We start from the raw sequence: 15959 nt of genomic DNA on the forward strand, positions 1-15959 counted from the left end.
CCTATGTCACTAAATTTCCCGCTGTTGCTGGTCATTGCCGTTGCCGTTTGCGGTCTCCTGGCGTTGCTCGATCTGATTTTCTTCGCCCCGCGTCGCCGGGCTGCCATTGCGGCCTATCAGGGCAGCGTCAGCCAGCCCGATGTGGCGGTGGTCGAGAAACTGAACAAAGAGCCAATGCTGGTTGAATACGGCAAGTCGTTCTTCCCGGTGTTGTTCATCGTGCTGGTGCTGCGTTCGTTCCTGGTGGAACCGTTTCAGATCCCTTCGGGATCGATGAAGCCTACCCTGGACGTGGGCGACTTCATCCTGGTGAACAAGTTTTCCTACGGGATCCGCTTGCCGGTGATCGACAAGAAAGTCATCGAGATCGGTGACCCGCAGCGCGGCGATGTGATGGTGTTTCGCTACCCAAGCGACCCGAACGTCAACTACATCAAGCGCGTAGTGGGCCTGCCGGGTGACGTGATTCGCTACACCAGCGACAAGCGCCTGTTCGTCAATGGCGAGTCGGTGGCGGAAAAACTGATCGGTTCCGAGCCGAACACCCTGGGCAGCGCCGAGCTGTACCAGGAAAAACTCGGAGCGGTAGAGCACGAAATCCGCAAGGAAATGAGCCGCTACCGTTCGCCGCCTGACAACCAATGGACAGTGCCTGCCGGGCACTACTTCATGATGGGCGACAACCGCGACAACTCCAATGACAGCCGCTACTGGGATGATCCCAATATTCCCAAGGACCTGCTGGGCATGGTTCCCGACCAGAATATCGTCGGCAAGGCCTTCGCGGTCTGGATGAGTTGGCCGGAACCCAAGCTCAGCCACCTGCCGAACTTCTCGCGGGTCGGGCTGATCAAGTAATCCATGCGGCGCTGTGAACACAGCGCCGAATGCTTTTCTGGGGCTTGGACAAAGTCCGGTCCCATGCAGCAACCATCAGGATTTGAATTTGAACACAGCGTTAATCGTCGCAGGCCACCGGTGCCTCGAACTGAATGTGGGTAAACCGTGAGCGTTTCTCTAAGCCGTCTCGAGCGTCAGCTCGGTTACACCTTCAAGGATCAGGAATTGATGATCCTTGCCCTCACACACCGCAGTTTTGCCGGGCGTAACAACGAGCGCCTGGAATTCCTCGGTGATGCCATCCTCAATTTCGTCGCCGGCGAAGCCTTGTTCAATCGCTTTCCGCTGGCCCGCGAAGGCCAGTTGTCGCGCTTGCGTGCGCGCCTGGTGAAAGGCGAGACCCTGGCCGTACTGGCCCGTGGTTTCGACCTGGGCGATTACCTGCGCCTGGGTTCCGGCGAGCTGAAGAGCGGCGGTTTCCGTCGTGAGTCGATCCTGGCCGACGCCCTTGAAGCACTGATCGGCGCGATCTACCTCGATGCAGGCATGGAAGCAGCCAAGGAGCGCGTCGTCGCCTGGCTGTCGACCGAGATCGAAAGCCTGACGCTGGTAGACACCAACAAAGATCCAAAAACCCGCCTGCAGGAATTCCTGCAGTCCCGTGGTTGCGACCTGCCGCGTTACGAAGTGGTGGATATCCAGGGTGAACCGCATTGCCGAGTGTTCTTCGTCGAATGCGAAATCACCTTACTGAATGAAAAAAGCCGAGGTCAGGGTGTGAGCCGTCGTATTGCCGAACAGGTAGCGGCCGCTGCAGCACTGATTGCCCTGGGCGTGGAGAATGGCCATGACTGATTCAACCGCAACTCGCTGTGGCTATGTTGCCATCGTCGGCCGTCCGAACGTGGGCAAGTCCACGTTGTTGAACCACATCCTCGGACAGAAGCTGGCGATCACTTCGCGCAAGCCTCAGACCACCCGCCACAACATGTTGGGCATCAAGACCGAAGGCGCCGTACAGGCGGTCTACGTCGACACCCCGGGCATGCACAAAGGCGGCGAAAAGGCCCTGAACCGCTACATGAACAAAACCGCTTCGGCGGCGTTGAAAGACGTCGACGTGGTGATCTTCGTGGTCGACCGCACCAAGTGGACCGACGAAGACCAGATGGTGCTGGAGCGCGTGCAGTACGTCACCGGCCCGTTGATCGTCGCGTTGAACAAGACCGACCGCATCGAAGACAAGGCCGAGCTGATGCCGCACCTGAGCTGGCTGCAGGAACAACTGCCGAACGCCCAGATCATGCCGATCTCGGCCCAGCACGGGCACAACCTCGAAGCCCTGGAGCGTGTGATCGCCGGGTACCTGCCGGAGAACGAGCACTTCTTCCCGGAAGACCAGATCACCGACCGCAGCAGCCGTTTCCTCGCCGCCGAACTGGTACGCGAGAAAATCATGCGCCAGATGGGCGCCGAGCTGCCGTACCAGATCACCGTCGAAATCGAAGAGTTCAAGCAGCAGGGCAAGACTCTTCATATCCACGCGTTGATCCTCGTTGAACGTGACGGCCAGAAGAAAATCATCATTGGCGACAAGGGCGAGCGCATCAAGCGCATCGGCACCGAAGCGCGCAAGGACATGGAATTGCTGTTTGATTCCAAGATCATGCTCAACCTGTGGGTGAAGGTTAAGGGTGGTTGGTCCGATGATGAGCGCGCGTTGCGTTCGTTGGGTTACGGCGACCTGTAACAGGTCTGCGCAACACCGCAGGACAAATGTGGGAGCGGGCTTGCTCGCGAATGCAGTGGATCAGTCACCAGATGTGTTGACTGACACCCCGCATTCGCGAGCAAGCCCGCTCCCACATTGGATAGTCGTTGTTTTCCAGACCGTGTTCCCGCAGCGAGAACCCCATGTCCCAAACCCCGCCCACCGGCCAACCCGCCTACGTCTTGCACAGCCGCGCCTACCGCGAGACCAGTGCCCTGGTGGACTTCCTCACACCCCAAGGCCGCCTGCGCGCTGTCTTGCGCAGCGCCCGCGGCAAGGCCGGCACCCTGGCGCGGCCCTTCGTGGCCCTGGAAGTGGAGTTTCGTGGACGTGGCGAGCTGAAGAACGTCGGCCGCATGGAAGCCGCCGGCGCTTCCAACTGGCTCAATGGTGAGGCGCTGTTCAGCGGCCTCTACCTCAACGAATTGCTGATCCGCCTGCTGCCCGCCGAAGACCCACACCCCGGCGTCTTCGATCACTACGCCGCCACCTTGCTCGCCCTCGCCGAAGGCCGTCCCCTGGAACCGCTGCTGCGCGCATTCGAATGGCGCCTGCTGGATGACTTGGGCTACGGCTTCGAACTGAGCAACGACCTGCATGGCGACCCCATCGACGCCGACGGCATGTACCGCCTGCAAGTGGACGCAGGCCTGGAGCGGGTCTACCTGCTGCAACCCGGCCTGTTCCAAGGCACTGAGCTTCTGGCCATGAGCGAAGCCGACTGGACCGCCCCCGGCGCCTTGTCTGCCGCCAAGCGCCTGATGCGCCAGGCCCTGGCCGTGCATTTGGGCGGTCGGCCACTGGTCAGCCGCGAGTTGTTTCGAAAGCCCTGACATCCCCGTGTATGCTGTGCAGCGATTCCTTCCCTCTTCAGGAGCGCTTTTCGTGACCACCAGCAATCGCATTCTTCTCGGCGTGAACATCGACCACGTAGCCACCCTGCGCCAGGCCCGGGGCACCCGTTACCCGGATCCGGTCAAGGCCGCGCTGGACGCCGAAGAAGCGGGCGCCGACGGCATCACCGTGCACCTGCGCGAAGACCGCCGCCACATCCAGGAGCGCGACGTGCTGCTGCTCAAGGATGTGCTGCAAACCCGCATGAACTTTGAAATGGGCGTCACCGAAGAAATGATGGCGTTCGCCGAACGCATCCGCCCGGCGCATATCTGCCTGGTGCCGGAAACCCGCCAGGAACTGACCACCGAAGGCGGTCTCGATGTAGCCGGCCAGGAAGCGCGGATCAAGGCCGCCGTGGAGCGCCTGTCGAAGATCGGCAGCGAAGTCTCGCTGTTCATCGACGCCGACGAGCGCCAGATCGAAGCCTCGCGCCGTGTCGGGGCCCCGGCCATCGAGCTGCACACCGGCCGTTATGCCGATGCCACCACGCCGACCGAAGTCGCCGATGAGTTGCAGCGCATCATCGACGGCGTCAACTGCGGCCTGGGCGAAGGCCTGATCGTCAATGCCGGCCACGGCCTGCACTACCACAACGTCGAAGCGGTGGCTGCGATCAAGGGCATCAACGAGCTGAACATCGGCCATGCGCTGGTGGCGCACGCGCTGTTCGTTGGCTTCAAAGGTGCCGTCGCCGAGATGAAAGCCTTGATCCTGGCCGCTGCCAAACATTAAAAGAGCGCTGAAGATCCAATGTGGGAGCGGGCTTGCTCGCGAAGGCGGCGTGTCAGCCGATGCATGAGTAACTGACCCACTGCTTTCGCGAGCAAGCCCGCTCCCACACAAGCCCGCTCCCACATGTGTCAATGCGAACCCTTACTGTTTAGGTGATGCCGGTGTATGGTATCTGCCCTTTGCGGGTCTCGGACCCGCGGCAGATACGTGAGGTTGCTGTGTCCCAATCGTTTTCCCGTCGACAAATCCTGGGTGGTCTTGCCGGTCTCGCGGTAGTGGGCGTCGGTGCCGGTGGTGCTTACCGCTATTGGCTGGGCAAGGTCGCCGAGGCTGAGGCGGGGCACGATTACGAGTTGATCGCCGCGCCGTTGGACGTGGAGTTGGTGCCGGGGCACAAGACCCAAGCCTGGGCGTTCGGCCCTTCGGCGCCGGGTACCGAGTTGCGGGTGCGCCAGGGTGAATGGCTGCGGGTGCGCTTTATCAACCACCTGCCGGTCGCCACCACCATCCACTGGCACGGCATTCGCCTGCCGCTGGAAATGGACGGTGTGCCTTACGTCTCGCAACTGCCGGTACTGCCGGGCGAATACTTCGACTACAAATTCCGCGTGCCCGATGCCGGCAGCTATTGGTATCACCCCCACGTGAACAGCAGCGAAGAACTGGGCCGTGGCCTGGTGGGCCCGCTGATCATCGAAGAGCGCGAACCCACCGGTTTCAAGCACGAACGCACCCTGAGCCTGAAAAGCTGGCATGTGGACGAAGAGGGCGCCTTCGTGGCCTTCAGCGTCCCGCGTGAAGCGGCTCGTGGCGGTACTGCCGGGCGTCTGTCGACCATCAACGGCGTGTCCCAGGCCGTGATCGATTTGCCCGCCGGGCAGATCACCCGCGTGCGCCTGCTCAACCTCGACAACACCCTGACGTATCGCATCAACATCCCCGACGTTGAAGCGCAGATCTATGCGCTGGACGGCAACCCTGTCGAGCCACGCCCGTTGGGCAAGGAATACTGGCTGGGCCCTGGCATGCGTATCTGCCTGGCGATCAAGGCACCGCCGGCCGGTGAAGAACTGTCGATCCGCAACGGTCCGGTACGCCTGGGCACCTTTCGCTCGGTGGCCAGCACCGACGCCCCCACCGAATGGCCGCCTGCGCTGCCCGCCAACCCGATTGCCGAGCCAGACCTGGCCAATGCCGAGAAACTCAACTTCAATTTCGAATGGGTGGGATCGGTCTCGGTGAACGTGGACAATGGCAAGCCGCCGAGCCTGTGGCAGATCAACGGCCAAGCCTGGGACATCACCGACAAGACCTGCGCCGACCGGCCGATTGCCAAGCTGGAAAAGGGCAAGAGCTACATTTTCGAATTGAAGAACATGACTCAGTACCAACACCCGATCCACCTGCACGGCATGAGTTTCAAGGTCATCGCCTCGAACCGCCACAAGGTGATTCCGTACTTCACCGACACCTACCTGCTGGGCAAGAACGAACGTGCCCGGGTGGCGCTGGTGGCGGATAACCCGGGTGTCTGGATGTTCCACTGCCATGTGATCGACCACATGGAAACCGGCCTGATGGCCGCCATCGAGGTGGCGTGATGCGCCAGTTTCGCCCCACGGCGATTATCGACCGCAGCCGCGACCAGGACTTCATGCGTGAAGCGCTGGCCTTGGCTGCCCAAGGCGCCGCGCTGGGGGAAGTGCCGGTGGGCGCGGTGCTGGTACAGGACGGAGAAATCATCGGGCGTGGCTTCAACTGCCCCATCAGCGGCAATGACCCCAGTGCGCATGCCGAGATGGTTGCGATTCGGGCCGCCGCCCAGGCTGTCAGCAATTACCGGCTGCCGGGCAGTACGCTCTACGTCACGCTGGAGCCGTGCAGCATGTGCGCCGGGCTGATCGTCCACTCGCGGATTGCCCGAGTGGTGTACGGCGCGCTGGAGCCAAAAGCCGGGATTGTGCAAAGCCAGGGGCAGTTTTTTACCCAGGGCTTTCTCAACCATCGGGTGCTGTATGAAGGTGGAGTGTTGGCTGAAGAGTGCGGGACGGTATTGAGCGAGTTCTTCAAGGCACGCCGCGCGCGTTGATTGTTCCCACACTCCGCGTGGGAACATCTCACAGGACGCTCTGCGTCCGCTTTTGGGACGCGGAGCGTCCCTGACTGCATTCCCACGCAGAGCGTGGGAACGATCAGTTACTTCTTCGCGACGATCACCGCGCGCATTGGCGCCGGCAGCCCTTCGATGGTCTTGCTGTGATCCTCTGGGTCCAGGAAGTCGCTGAGAGACTGATACTTCATCCACTCCGTGCCGCGCTGTTCCTCGACCGTGGTCACACTCACATCCACACAGCGCACCTCACTGAAGCCCGCGCGGCGCAGCCACAGCATCAGCGCCGGTACCGACGGCAGGAACCACACGTTGCGCATCTGCGCGTAACGGTCTTCCGGCACCAGCACCTGCTGCTGATCGCCTTCAACCACCAGCGTCTCCAGCACCAGCTCACCGCCCTTTACCAGGCAATCCTTCAGCGCCAGCAAATGCTCGATCGGCGAGCGTCGGTGGTAGAACACACCCATGGAAAACACCGTATCGAAGCCCTCCATGTTCGACGGCAGGTCTTCAAACGGGAATGGCAGGTGCCAGGCCCTCGGCTCTGACAGGTAACGCTGTACCGCCTGGAACTGGCAGAAGAACAGCCAGTTCGGGTCGACGCCAATCACGCTGTCCGCCCCGGCGCCGAGCATGCGCCACATGTAATAGCCGTTACCGCAGCCCACATCGAGGATGCGTTTGCCCTTGAGGTCCAGGTGCGGCGCGACCCGTGACCACTTCCAGTCCGAGCGCCACTCGGTGTCGACGTGCACGCCGAACAGATCGAACGGCCCCTTGCGCCACGGGCACAATCCCATCAGCGCGGTGCGCATTTGCGCACGGGTGTCTTCGTCGCAATCGGTGTCGAGTACCAGGCCATTGAGCAGGTCGATTTCGCTGGGCATGATCTTTGGCAGCGCATTCAGCGCGCTTTGCCAGCGCTCCAGGTCGCCATGACCTTTTTCCATCTTCGCATCGAGTTGCGCTTGCAGGCCCTGGGCCCAAACGGCCAGGGGAGTGCCGACCAGGTGGCGGGCGAGGGGCGACAGATCAATCATGGCAAGGCAATCAACGAGGCAAAGTTAAGACACTGGAACCACGGCACGACTTTCGAGAACCCGGCCGCCAGTAGGCGTTCGCGGTGTTCTTCGAGGCTGTCGGGCTTCATGACGTTTTCGATGGCGCTGCGCTTCTGGGCGATTTCCAGTTCGCTGTAGCCGTTGGCGCGTTTGAAGGCGATGTGTAAGTCGGTGAGCAGCGCGTGTTCTTCCGGGTCATTGAAGCGCAGCTTTTCCGAAAGGATCAGCGCGCCGCCCGGCAGCAGCGATTGGCGAATGCGCGAGAGCAACGCCAGGCGTTGTTCGGGGGCGATGAATTGCAGGGTGAAGTTCAACGCGACTACCGACGCCGGCTGGAATTGCAGCGCGAGGATATCGCCGTCGATCACCTCCACCGGCAGCAACTCCTGGAACATCGAGTCCTGGCCATTGAGGTATTCGCGGCAACGCTCGACCATCGCCGCCGAGTTATCCACCGCGATCACCCGACAACCGTCGGTGCGCACATGACGGCGCAGGGCCTGGGTCACCGCGCCGAGGGATGAGCCGAGGTCGTAGAGCACACTATTGGGCTGGGCAAACTGCGCCGCGAGCACGCCGAGGTTCTCGACGATGGTCGGGTAACCGGGCACCGAGCGCTTGATCATGTCCGGGAAAACCCGCACCACGTCTTCGTTGAAGGCGAAGTCCGGCACCTGGGGCAGGGGCTGGGCGAATAGGCGATCGGGTTCTTTGCTCACGGCTGTTCCGGCGACGAAGGGGGAAAAGGCGCGTATTTTAGCGTAACTGCCCGTGGATGCAGTGAGCTTTTAGCCTGATAAATCTGATTTCCGGTCACGATCACCTCACCGTGTAGGCAGAGGCGATCATGGGCTTGGAGTTTTTAACGCAGGCCTGATTTCAAGTCGTACGCACAGGTGAAATTAATTGTGTTAGTTGTATTTCCATGCAAGTAGCCGTCGAGGGTAATGCTTCCTTTGAAGTGACCTTTTGTGAGGTCAAAATTGACGGTGAGTTTTGCCTGGGTCACTTTGTAGGGGCCACCACCGATCAAAGGGTATATGTCCAGGTAATGAAGGCCTGAACTCCCCGGGAACTCATGCTCACCGTTCTGAATGTTTTTATCCATTTGAAGGAATATCTCAGATATCGTACTCGGAGAATATAATTGCACCGCTCTAATAATAATGACGTCTTCGCTGGGGTGTACGTACGCTTCACTATAGTCAGGCACAAAGCTTGTTATAGACTTGCCATTGAACGGTCCGGTCGTATGGGTGATGGATGTGATCTTTTTATGTTTGCGCGCAGTCATGATTAATTCCTTTACGTTGGATTACTCCGTAAGGAAACTACCGAAGCTGGCGGTTGCCGAGAACTGTCATAATTGACAGTTTTTTAGGATTTTTAGTGATTACTTGTAGAGCGTAACGGAATAAACCTTTCTGCCTGGCTGTAAACTAGTGCCTTGTGTGTCTTTCACGAGTTGGTTGAGCAAATGCCGAGGCGGTAATTCCCCACTGCCCCAGCCAATAACTGACGATCAGCAAATACGGCGCTGCTTCAAACGCCACCACAAACCGATTGATCCCGATCAGCGTGTCGGAAAACACAAACGACACGGCGCCTGCCGCCGCCAGGTAGGCCGAGCGCCTGGGCACATCGCTGCCCAATCGTGCCAGTGCTCGCCACAGCATCGCGCTGATCACCAGCGCGTAAACCACCACCGGCACCAGCAACGGACCCAGGCCGTGGGAGATCAGGATGCTCAGCAAGATCGCGCCCACCACCAGCGCCAGTACCAGCGGCAAAATGGCCGGGCGGCGGCAGTCGCTCAAGTAGGCTTTCAGGTACGCCAGGTGCGCGAACAAAAATGCCCCGAGGCCGAAGATGAACAAGTCGCCGGGCCAGGCCAGCAGCACATCGCCCACCAGGGAAAAAATCAGCCCCAGGCTGATCCAGCGTCGATAGTCGGTGGGCGGCGCATCATGCAGCCAGCCCAGCAGCGCCAGTACCGGCAATGGCTTTACCAACAGGCAGAGCAGGGCTGCGTGGGTGCTCAGGCCGTAGATAAAGGTTACCGCCCCCATCAACGCAAGGATCATCCATGGCATATCAGTTCACCGTGATGGCGCAGTCGAAGGTCTCGGCCGGTTCCGCTTCTGGCTCCCAGGGTTGTTGGGAGGTAAGGCGCAAACGGCCCTGGCCGGCGTTGAAGGCCTGGAAGCGCCAGGTGGATTGTCCGCCACTGCCGACCACGCCGGTGCCTTCGGTGTTGCTGTAGACCTCGGGGCTCAGGCTGCGCAGTACCCCGCCGGCGGAATCCTGGATGGCCCAGCGGTAACCGGTGGTGGGATTGCTGGGCAGGGTCAGGATCAGGTTTTGCCCGGCCTTGAGTTGCAGCGGGCAGGCGCTCTGTTTTTCCACGGTGACGTTTTGCTTCGGCGCACTGGCGCAGGCGGCGAGCAGGCAAAGGCTCAGGGGGAGAAGCAGGCGGGCGGCGGTCATGGGGGCTCCGTTCATTCACGACGAACGGCGAGCATAACCGAAGATGAGATAAGGTGTGACAGAGGTGTGCATCGGGGAGCAGATGCTGGATCTGTCCCGGTCGGTTTGGCCAGCTGTTGGGAGGCCACCCGCTCGTGATGTTAAGGCGTAGGGGGGATGGGCAGGTAAGCGGTGAAATGTCCGTCTGTGATCTCAATGGGCAGACCCGCTGTTGTTCTGGCCGTCAGCGTAAAGGTACCGCGGTAGAGTTGGTTGCTGTTTTCGACGTGCAGTGTGAGTGAGGCTTTTTCGGTCGTCGCTGGTAAAAGGAAATAATTATTGCCGGTCTTGACCACTTCGGAATACACGAAACTTCTTATTTTACCCGTCCCCCCTCTAATGAAATCATAATCTCCGGACACGATGTCGGCGTCCAAGCCTATAAGGATACTCCGGCTACTTTGTGGCGAACCACGCTGTGCCGTTGCGGTGATTTGAAATTGAACCGAGTCGGCAATGTAAGCCAAATCTTGCGTTTCAAAATGAGCGCGATGAGCGACGTTCGCTTTCATAGAACCGGTGGTGTTTGCAGGGTTCAGAGGGGCTGCCTTTGTCGTGCTCATTGTTCTCTCCCGTAGGCAGAAAGTATGTTCTGCAGGTTTGCAGAAGGCTGAGAACGTATTTAACGGTGTTCAGACCCTTGGCTGTAACTGTCAGAGTTGACAGTTTTATAGCTTGATAGGCTATTGGTAGTTGCGCATTCGGTTATAAGACTCAAAAAAGGGGGCCAGGCATCATGCCTGGCCCCCTTTGTTTTTCTGTAATTCAACTCAGAACAACACCTTCGCCACATCCGCAAAGCGCTTGGCAAAGTGCACCGTCATCCCTTCTTTCAGGTACTCCGGCAGTTCCTCAAAACTTCCGCGGTTAGGCTCCGGCAAGATCAACTCGTGAATCTTCTGGCGCCGCGCCGCAATCACCTTCTCGCGTACCCCGCCAATCGGCAGTACATGCCCGGTCAACGTCAGCTCACCGGTCATCGCCACGCCTTTTTTCGGCGGCTGGTTACGCGCCAGGGACAGCAGCGCACTGGCCATGGTCACGCCCGCGCTCGGGCCGTCTTTCGGTGTGGCACCTTCCGGCACGTGCAGATGCACGAAGGCTTCATCGAAGAACTTCGGGTCACCGCCAAACGACTTCAGGTTCGAGCTGATGTAGCTGTAGGCAATCTCGGCCGATTCCTTCATCACCTCACCCAGTTGCCCGGTGAGCTTGAAGCCACGGTTCAGCGTGTGGATGCGCGTCGCCTCGATCGGCAGGGTCGCGCCGCCCATGCTCGTCCACGCCAAGCCGGTAATCACGCCGGTGCCCGACAGCACTTGCTCGTTACGGAACACCGGCATGCCCAGGGAGGCTTCCAGGTCCTTGTTGCCGATCTTGATCACCGAATCCGGCTCATCCAGCAGCTTGACCACCGCCTTGCGCACCAGTTTGCCCAACTGTTTTTCCAGCTGACGCACACCGGCTTCCCGGGCGTAGCCATCGATCAGCGCGCGCAGTGCACCGTCGCTGATGGACAGGCTGTTTTTCGACACTCCGGCTTTTTCCAACTGTTTTGGCCACAGGTGGCGCTTGGCAATCGCAACCTTTTCTTCGGTGATGTAGCCCGACAGGCGAATCACTTCCATCCGGTCCAGCAATGGGCCGGGGATTGAATCCAGGGTGTTGGCGGTGCACACGAACAGCACTTTGGACAGGTCCAGGCGCAGGTCCAGGTAATGGTCGAGGAATTCGACGTTCTGTTCCGGGTCGAGGGTTTCGAGCAGGGCCGAGGCCGGGTCGCCCTGGTAGCTCTGGCCCATCTTGTCGATCTCGTCGAGCATGATCACCGGGTTCATCACTTCCACATCTTTGAGGGCTTGCACCAACTTGCCCGGCATCGCGCCGATGTAGGTGCGGCGATGACCCTTGATCTCGGCCTCGTCACGCATGCCGCCGACGCTGAAGCGGTAGAACGGCCGGCCCAGGGATTCGGCAATCGATTTGCCGACACTGGTCTTGCCCACACCCGGCGGCCCCACCAGCAACACGATAGAACCGGCGACTTCGCCTTTATAGGCGCCCACCGCGAGGAATTCGAGGATGCGACTCTTGATGTCGTCCAGGCCAGCGTGGTGCTTGTCGAGCACTTTGCGGGCGTGCTTGAGGTCGAGTTTGTCCTCGCCATACACGCCCCATGGCACCGAGGTGGCCCAGTCCAGGTAGTTGCGGGTGACCGCGTACTCCGGCGAACCGGTTTCCAGGATCGACAGCTTGTTCATTTCTTCGCTGATGCGTTTTTGCGCCTGGGTCGGCAGTACCTTGTCCACCAGGCGTTGTTCGAACTGCTCGACGTCGGCGCTGCGATCGTCCTTGGTCAGCCCCAGCTCTTGCTGGATGACCTTGAGTTGTTCCTTGAGGAAGAACTCGCGCTGGTGCTCGCCGATCTTGCGGTTCACTTCGGCGGAGATTTCTTTTTGCAGGCGCGCGACTTCGACTTCCTTGCGCAGCATCGGCAGGACTTTCTCCATGCGCTTGAGCATGGGCACGCAGTCCAGCACTTGCTGCAGCTCATTGCCGGTGGCCGAGGTAAGGGCGGCGGCGAAGTCGGTCAGTGGCGATGGATCGTTGGGGCTGAAGCGGTTGAGGTAGTTCTTCAGCTCTTCGCTGTACAGCGGGTTGAGCGGCAGCAGTTCCTTGATCGCATTGATCAGCGCCATGCCGTAGGCCTTGACCTCGTCGGTCGGCTGGGTCGGCTGGTGCGGGTATTCGACTTCCACCAGGTACGGTGGGCGGTGGTGCTTGAGCCAGGTCTTGATCCGCACGCGGGTCAGGCCCTGGGCGACAAATTGCAGCTTGCCGTTTTCGCGGCTGGCGTGATGCACCTTCACCAGGGTGCCGTACAGCGGCAGGCTGGAGGTGTCGAAGTGGCGCGGGTCTTCAGGCGGGGTTTCCATGAAGAACAGGGCAAGGGAGTGGTGGTCGGATTTGCTCACCAGCTCCAGGGTTTCGGCCCAAGGCTCTTCATTGACGATCACCGGCAACACTTGCGCCGGGAAGAACGGCCGATTGTGGATCGGGATGATGTAGACCTTGTCGGGCAGGTTTTGCCCTGGCAGGGCCAGGCCAGTGTTGGTGGAAGTGTGTTCAGCGTTTTCCGGATCGGCGTAGTCGTTGAGGTCGATGTCCGGGAATTCTTGCTGGTCGCTCATGGGGCACCTGCATAAGGAAGTATGCAAGTTAGATGGGGCAGGTCAGCCGTGGTTTCAATGGGTGGGGTGAGATAGCAACATATTGCACAATATTTTCAAAAGCGCCGCTGAACAAGTGTGGGAGCAAGCCCACTCCCAGATTTTCGATTGCATTTCGTCAACTGAGTTTGTGCAAGTAGGCCGGTAAAGGCTGTTCGGGCAGCACCGACAGCACCTTCAAACGCTGCAACATCCGCTGCCGAGCCCGTTGCAGATGCTCGCGCAGGTTCAGCGCGGCGGCGTCGAAGGCGCCATGCAGCAACAGCTCCAGGATCAACCGGTGCTCGGCCAGCATCGCCGGATCGGCGCCAATCCCCAGCAGGCGGTAGAAAATCCGGCTGATGATCATCGGGCTCTGGCCCTGGCGGATCAGCGCGGCGATCTTGCGGTTTTGCAGGCCCGCCAGGCAGTGCTGGTGCAGGTCTTCCTCGATCTGCTCGATTTCCTCCAGGCTGCAGTGGGCGCTCTCTTGCGCATCAAGCACCCGCTGCAACATGGCTTGCAGCAGGTCGCGGTCGAGGTTCGGCGCGCTTTGGCGCAGGGCTTCCGGCTCCAGGCAGGCGCGCAGTTCGTAGTCTTCGGTGACTTCCCGGGCGGTCAGTGGCCCGGCCAGCCATTGGGAATAGGGTTCCTTTTCCACCAGGCCACGGTCCCGCAGGCGCATCAGCGCTTCACGCACCACCGCGCGGCTGACGTTGTAGTGCTCGGCGGCGGCCTGTTCATCGAGGCGGTAATGCCCGAAGGCGATGCAGGTCGAGAGCGCTGCGCCGATTTCCTCGACGATCCGCTCCCCCAGTGGCCGGGTATCCACCAGCTCATCTTCACCGTTGAGGCCCAGGTGCGCATGGCTCAGGGGCAGGCGCAGCGGCTCCATGTCCAGGCCGTCGGGGTTGATCAGGTAACCCCGGCCATCGAAGCGGCAGATCAACCCTTCGTCATGCAACAGGTTCAGGGCTTTGCGCACCGGCACCCGGCTGGTACCGAACAGCTCGGCCAGCGGCGCTTCCAGCAACACCAGGCCATGGCGGGCGGTGCCGTGGGTGATGGCGTCGCGCAAAACCTGGTGAATCATCGCGTAACGGGAAGCCGAGGCTGACACTGCTTTCATCGGGTTCTCTGGAGCAAACGGGTCGGTGGCCGGGGATTCTCTCATAGTTGCGCCTGTCACTCTGCGCCACGTCGGTGGCACTTTTTTGGGGCCTTCAAAGGAGGGTTGTTACTTTTTTGCACCAAAATGTACTTATTAATAAAAGATACATTATTTCATTGTGGGCGAGGATTAGAACTCAGCCGATATTTCTTTTGATGTCTGAAACCCATCTAGCCCGTGTATCTGCTCAAAGCTGTCGAATGCGCCCAATACGGTGCCTACGAGACTGGCACGAAAGCTGCCTTTGTAAAATGTACATTTTATTAATATGTACGTTTTATAAGGTCATTCCCATGTCAGACGCCACTTCACTGGCCGAGGATTTTGCCAGCGGCCGCAGCGACCCGGTGCAGGCCCTTGAACATGCACTTGCTCATGCGAGCCAAGTCCCCAGCGTATTCATCTCCCTGACTGCCGAGCGCGCCCACCGTGAGGCCGAAGCGTCTGCCGCCCGCTGGCGTGCGGGCCAGCCGTTGAGCGTGTTCGACGGCGTGCCCCTGGCCTGGAAAGATCTGTTTGATGTGGCTGGCAGCATTACCACGGCGGGCGCGGCCTATCGCAGCCACGCGCCAGCCGCCTTGCTGGATGCGCCGAGCGTAGGCCTGTTGTGCCGCGCCGGCATGGTTAGCGTGGGCAAGACCAACCTTAGCGAGCTGGCGTACTCCGGCCTGGGCCTGAACCCGCATTTCGGCACGCCGCATAACCCGAGCAGCATCGATCAGCCACGGATTCCTGGCGGCTCATCGTCGGGTTCGGCGGTCGCCGTGGCGGCAGGCATCGTACCGATCGCCATGGGCACCGACACCGCCGGCTCCATCCGTATTCCCGCTGCGCTGAATGGCGTGGTGGGGTACCGCAGCAGTTGCCGGCGCTACAGCCGCGATGGTGTTTTCCCCCTGGCTCACACCCTCGACAGCCTCGGCCCGCTGACCCGCAGCGTGCGCGATGCGCTGGCCATCGACGACCTGCTCAATGGTCGCGACCAGCGCCCGCCACGCCAGCCCCGCAGCCTCAATGGCCAGCGGTTCCGGGTCGAGCAAAGTGTGCTGGAAGACGCACGGGTTGAACCTGCGGTGCGCGACAACCTGCAACGTTGTGTGGACCAATTGAAGGCGCACGGCGCACTGATTGATGTGCGCCCCTCGAAGACCTTCCAGGCCACCCTCGACCTGATCCAGCACCAAGGCTGGCTTGGCGCTTTCGAAGCCTTCGCCCTCCACGAAGCCCTGCTCGACAGCCCTGATGCCGAGCAACTCGACCCCCGGGTACGCCGTCGCCTTGAAGCCGCCCGTACGCTGCCGGCCAGCCAACTGCTGGCGCTGTACGACGCCCGTCGCCGCCTGCAACAGCAGCTTGTCGACGAACTCGACGGCGCGATCCTCATCACCCCCACCGTGGCCCATGTGGCCCCGGCCCTGGCGCCGCTGGAAGCCGACGACCAACTGTTCGTCAGCACCAACCTCGCCACCCTGCGCCTGACCATGCCCGGCAGCCTGCTGGACATGCCCGGCGTCAGCCTGCCCAGCGGCCGCGATGCCCTGGGCCTGCCCACGGGTTTGCTGCTCAGCGCCCCCAGCGGCGAAGACGCGCGCCTGCTTCGGGCCGCGCTGTCAGTCGAAACCGCACTCACTTTTTAAGG

At 60.7% G+C, this 15959-nt stretch carries 16 protein-coding genes; 8 read left to right on the forward strand and 8 right to left on the reverse strand.

The features are described 5' to 3' along the window. Positions 1-3 precede the first annotated feature (3 nt). The 7 genes from lepB (at position 4) to tadA (ending at position 6329) form a co-directional block, all read left to right on the forward strand. Positions 4-858 carry a signal peptidase I gene (gene lepB / locus D109_RS0105675; RefSeq protein ID WP_017476070.1) on the forward strand — a complete coding sequence of 285 codons (855 nt, stop codon included), beginning with the start codon at positions 4-6 and terminating at the stop codon, positions 856-858. Positions 859-1005: 147 nt separating this feature from the next. Beyond that, positions 1006-1695, forward strand: coding sequence for a ribonuclease III (rnc, locus tag D109_RS0105680; protein ID WP_003210434.1), 690 nt, complete (start codon positions 1006-1008; stop codon positions 1693-1695). Beyond that, a complete protein-coding gene (era, locus tag D109_RS0105685; RefSeq protein WP_003210432.1) occupies positions 1688-2590 on the forward strand; it encodes a GTPase Era in 903 nt (300 codons plus the stop codon). The genes rnc and era overlap by 8 nt, the downstream gene beginning before the upstream one ends. A 164-nt stretch (positions 2591-2754) precedes the next feature. After that, on the forward strand, positions 2755-3444 hold the full coding sequence (gene recO / locus D109_RS0105690) for a DNA repair protein RecO (RefSeq protein ID WP_017476072.1): 690 nt from the start codon (positions 2755-2757) through the stop codon (positions 3442-3444). Positions 3445-3496: 52 nt separating this feature from the next. After that, positions 3497-4240, forward strand: a complete 744-nt coding sequence (gene pdxJ / locus D109_RS0105695) for a pyridoxine 5'-phosphate synthase (protein ID WP_003210427.1) — start codon at positions 3497-3499, stop codon at positions 4238-4240. A gap of 218 nt (positions 4241-4458) precedes the next feature. Continuing rightward, positions 4459-5841, forward strand: a complete 1383-nt coding sequence (locus tag D109_RS0105700) for a multicopper oxidase family protein (protein ID WP_017476073.1) — start codon at positions 4459-4461, stop codon at positions 5839-5841. Then, positions 5841-6329 carry a tRNA adenosine(34) deaminase TadA gene (tadA, locus tag D109_RS0105705; RefSeq protein ID WP_017476074.1) on the forward strand — a complete coding sequence of 163 codons (489 nt, stop codon included), beginning with the start codon at positions 5841-5843 and terminating at the stop codon, positions 6327-6329. The genes D109_RS0105700 and tadA overlap by 1 nt, the downstream gene beginning before the upstream one ends. 107 nt (positions 6330-6436) lie before the next feature. Here the strand turns inward: tadA and cmoB are convergent, their stop codons facing one another. The 8 genes from cmoB to D109_RS0105745 form a co-directional block, all read right to left on the reverse strand. Continuing rightward, positions 6437-7393, reverse strand: coding sequence for a tRNA 5-methoxyuridine(34)/uridine 5-oxyacetic acid(34) synthase CmoB (gene cmoB / locus D109_RS0105710; protein WP_017476075.1), 957 nt, complete (start codon positions 7391-7393; stop codon positions 6437-6439). Then, positions 7390-8133, reverse strand: coding sequence for a carboxy-S-adenosyl-L-methionine synthase CmoA (cmoA, locus tag D109_RS0105715; RefSeq protein WP_017476076.1), 744 nt, complete (start codon positions 8131-8133; stop codon positions 7390-7392). The genes cmoB and cmoA overlap by 4 nt, the downstream gene beginning before the upstream one ends. Before the next feature lie 143 nt (positions 8134-8276). Continuing rightward, entirely contained in the window at positions 8277-8708 is a 432-nt protein-coding gene (locus D109_RS0105720; RefSeq protein WP_017476077.1) for a hypothetical protein, read from the reverse strand. A gap of 145 nt (positions 8709-8853) precedes the next feature. After that, entirely contained in the window at positions 8854-9507 is a 654-nt protein-coding gene (locus D109_RS0105725) for a lysoplasmalogenase (RefSeq protein ID WP_026077800.1), read from the reverse strand. 1 nt (position 9508) lies between these two features. Next, on the reverse strand, positions 9509-9901 hold the full coding sequence (locus tag D109_RS0105730) for a protease inhibitor I42 family protein (RefSeq protein ID WP_017476079.1): 393 nt from the start codon (positions 9899-9901) through the stop codon (positions 9509-9511). 140 nt (positions 9902-10041) lie between these two features. Continuing rightward, positions 10042-10503: a hypothetical protein gene (locus D109_RS0105735; protein ID WP_017476080.1), complete on the reverse strand. Its 462-nt coding sequence runs from the start codon at positions 10501-10503 to the stop codon at positions 10042-10044. A gap of 207 nt (positions 10504-10710) precedes the next feature. Further along, a complete protein-coding gene (gene lon / locus D109_RS0105740) occupies positions 10711-13131 on the reverse strand; it encodes an endopeptidase La (RefSeq protein WP_017476081.1) in 2421 nt (806 codons plus the stop codon). A gap of 157 nt (positions 13132-13288) precedes the next feature. Further along, positions 13289-14278, reverse strand: a complete 990-nt coding sequence (locus D109_RS0105745) for a GntR family transcriptional regulator (RefSeq protein WP_017476082.1) — start codon at positions 14276-14278, stop codon at positions 13289-13291. Between the two features lie 335 nt (positions 14279-14613). Between D109_RS0105745 and D109_RS0105750 the strand changes: the two genes are divergently transcribed. Next, positions 14614-15957 carry an amidase gene (locus tag D109_RS0105750; protein WP_017476083.1) on the forward strand — a complete coding sequence of 448 codons (1344 nt, stop codon included), beginning with the start codon at positions 14614-14616 and terminating at the stop codon, positions 15955-15957. Positions 15958-15959 lie beyond the last annotated feature (2 nt).

Source organism: Pseudomonas sp. PAMC 26793, from assembly GCF_000313235.1.
Classification (GTDB): domain Bacteria; phylum Pseudomonadota; class Gammaproteobacteria; order Pseudomonadales; family Pseudomonadaceae; genus Aquipseudomonas; species Aquipseudomonas yamanorum.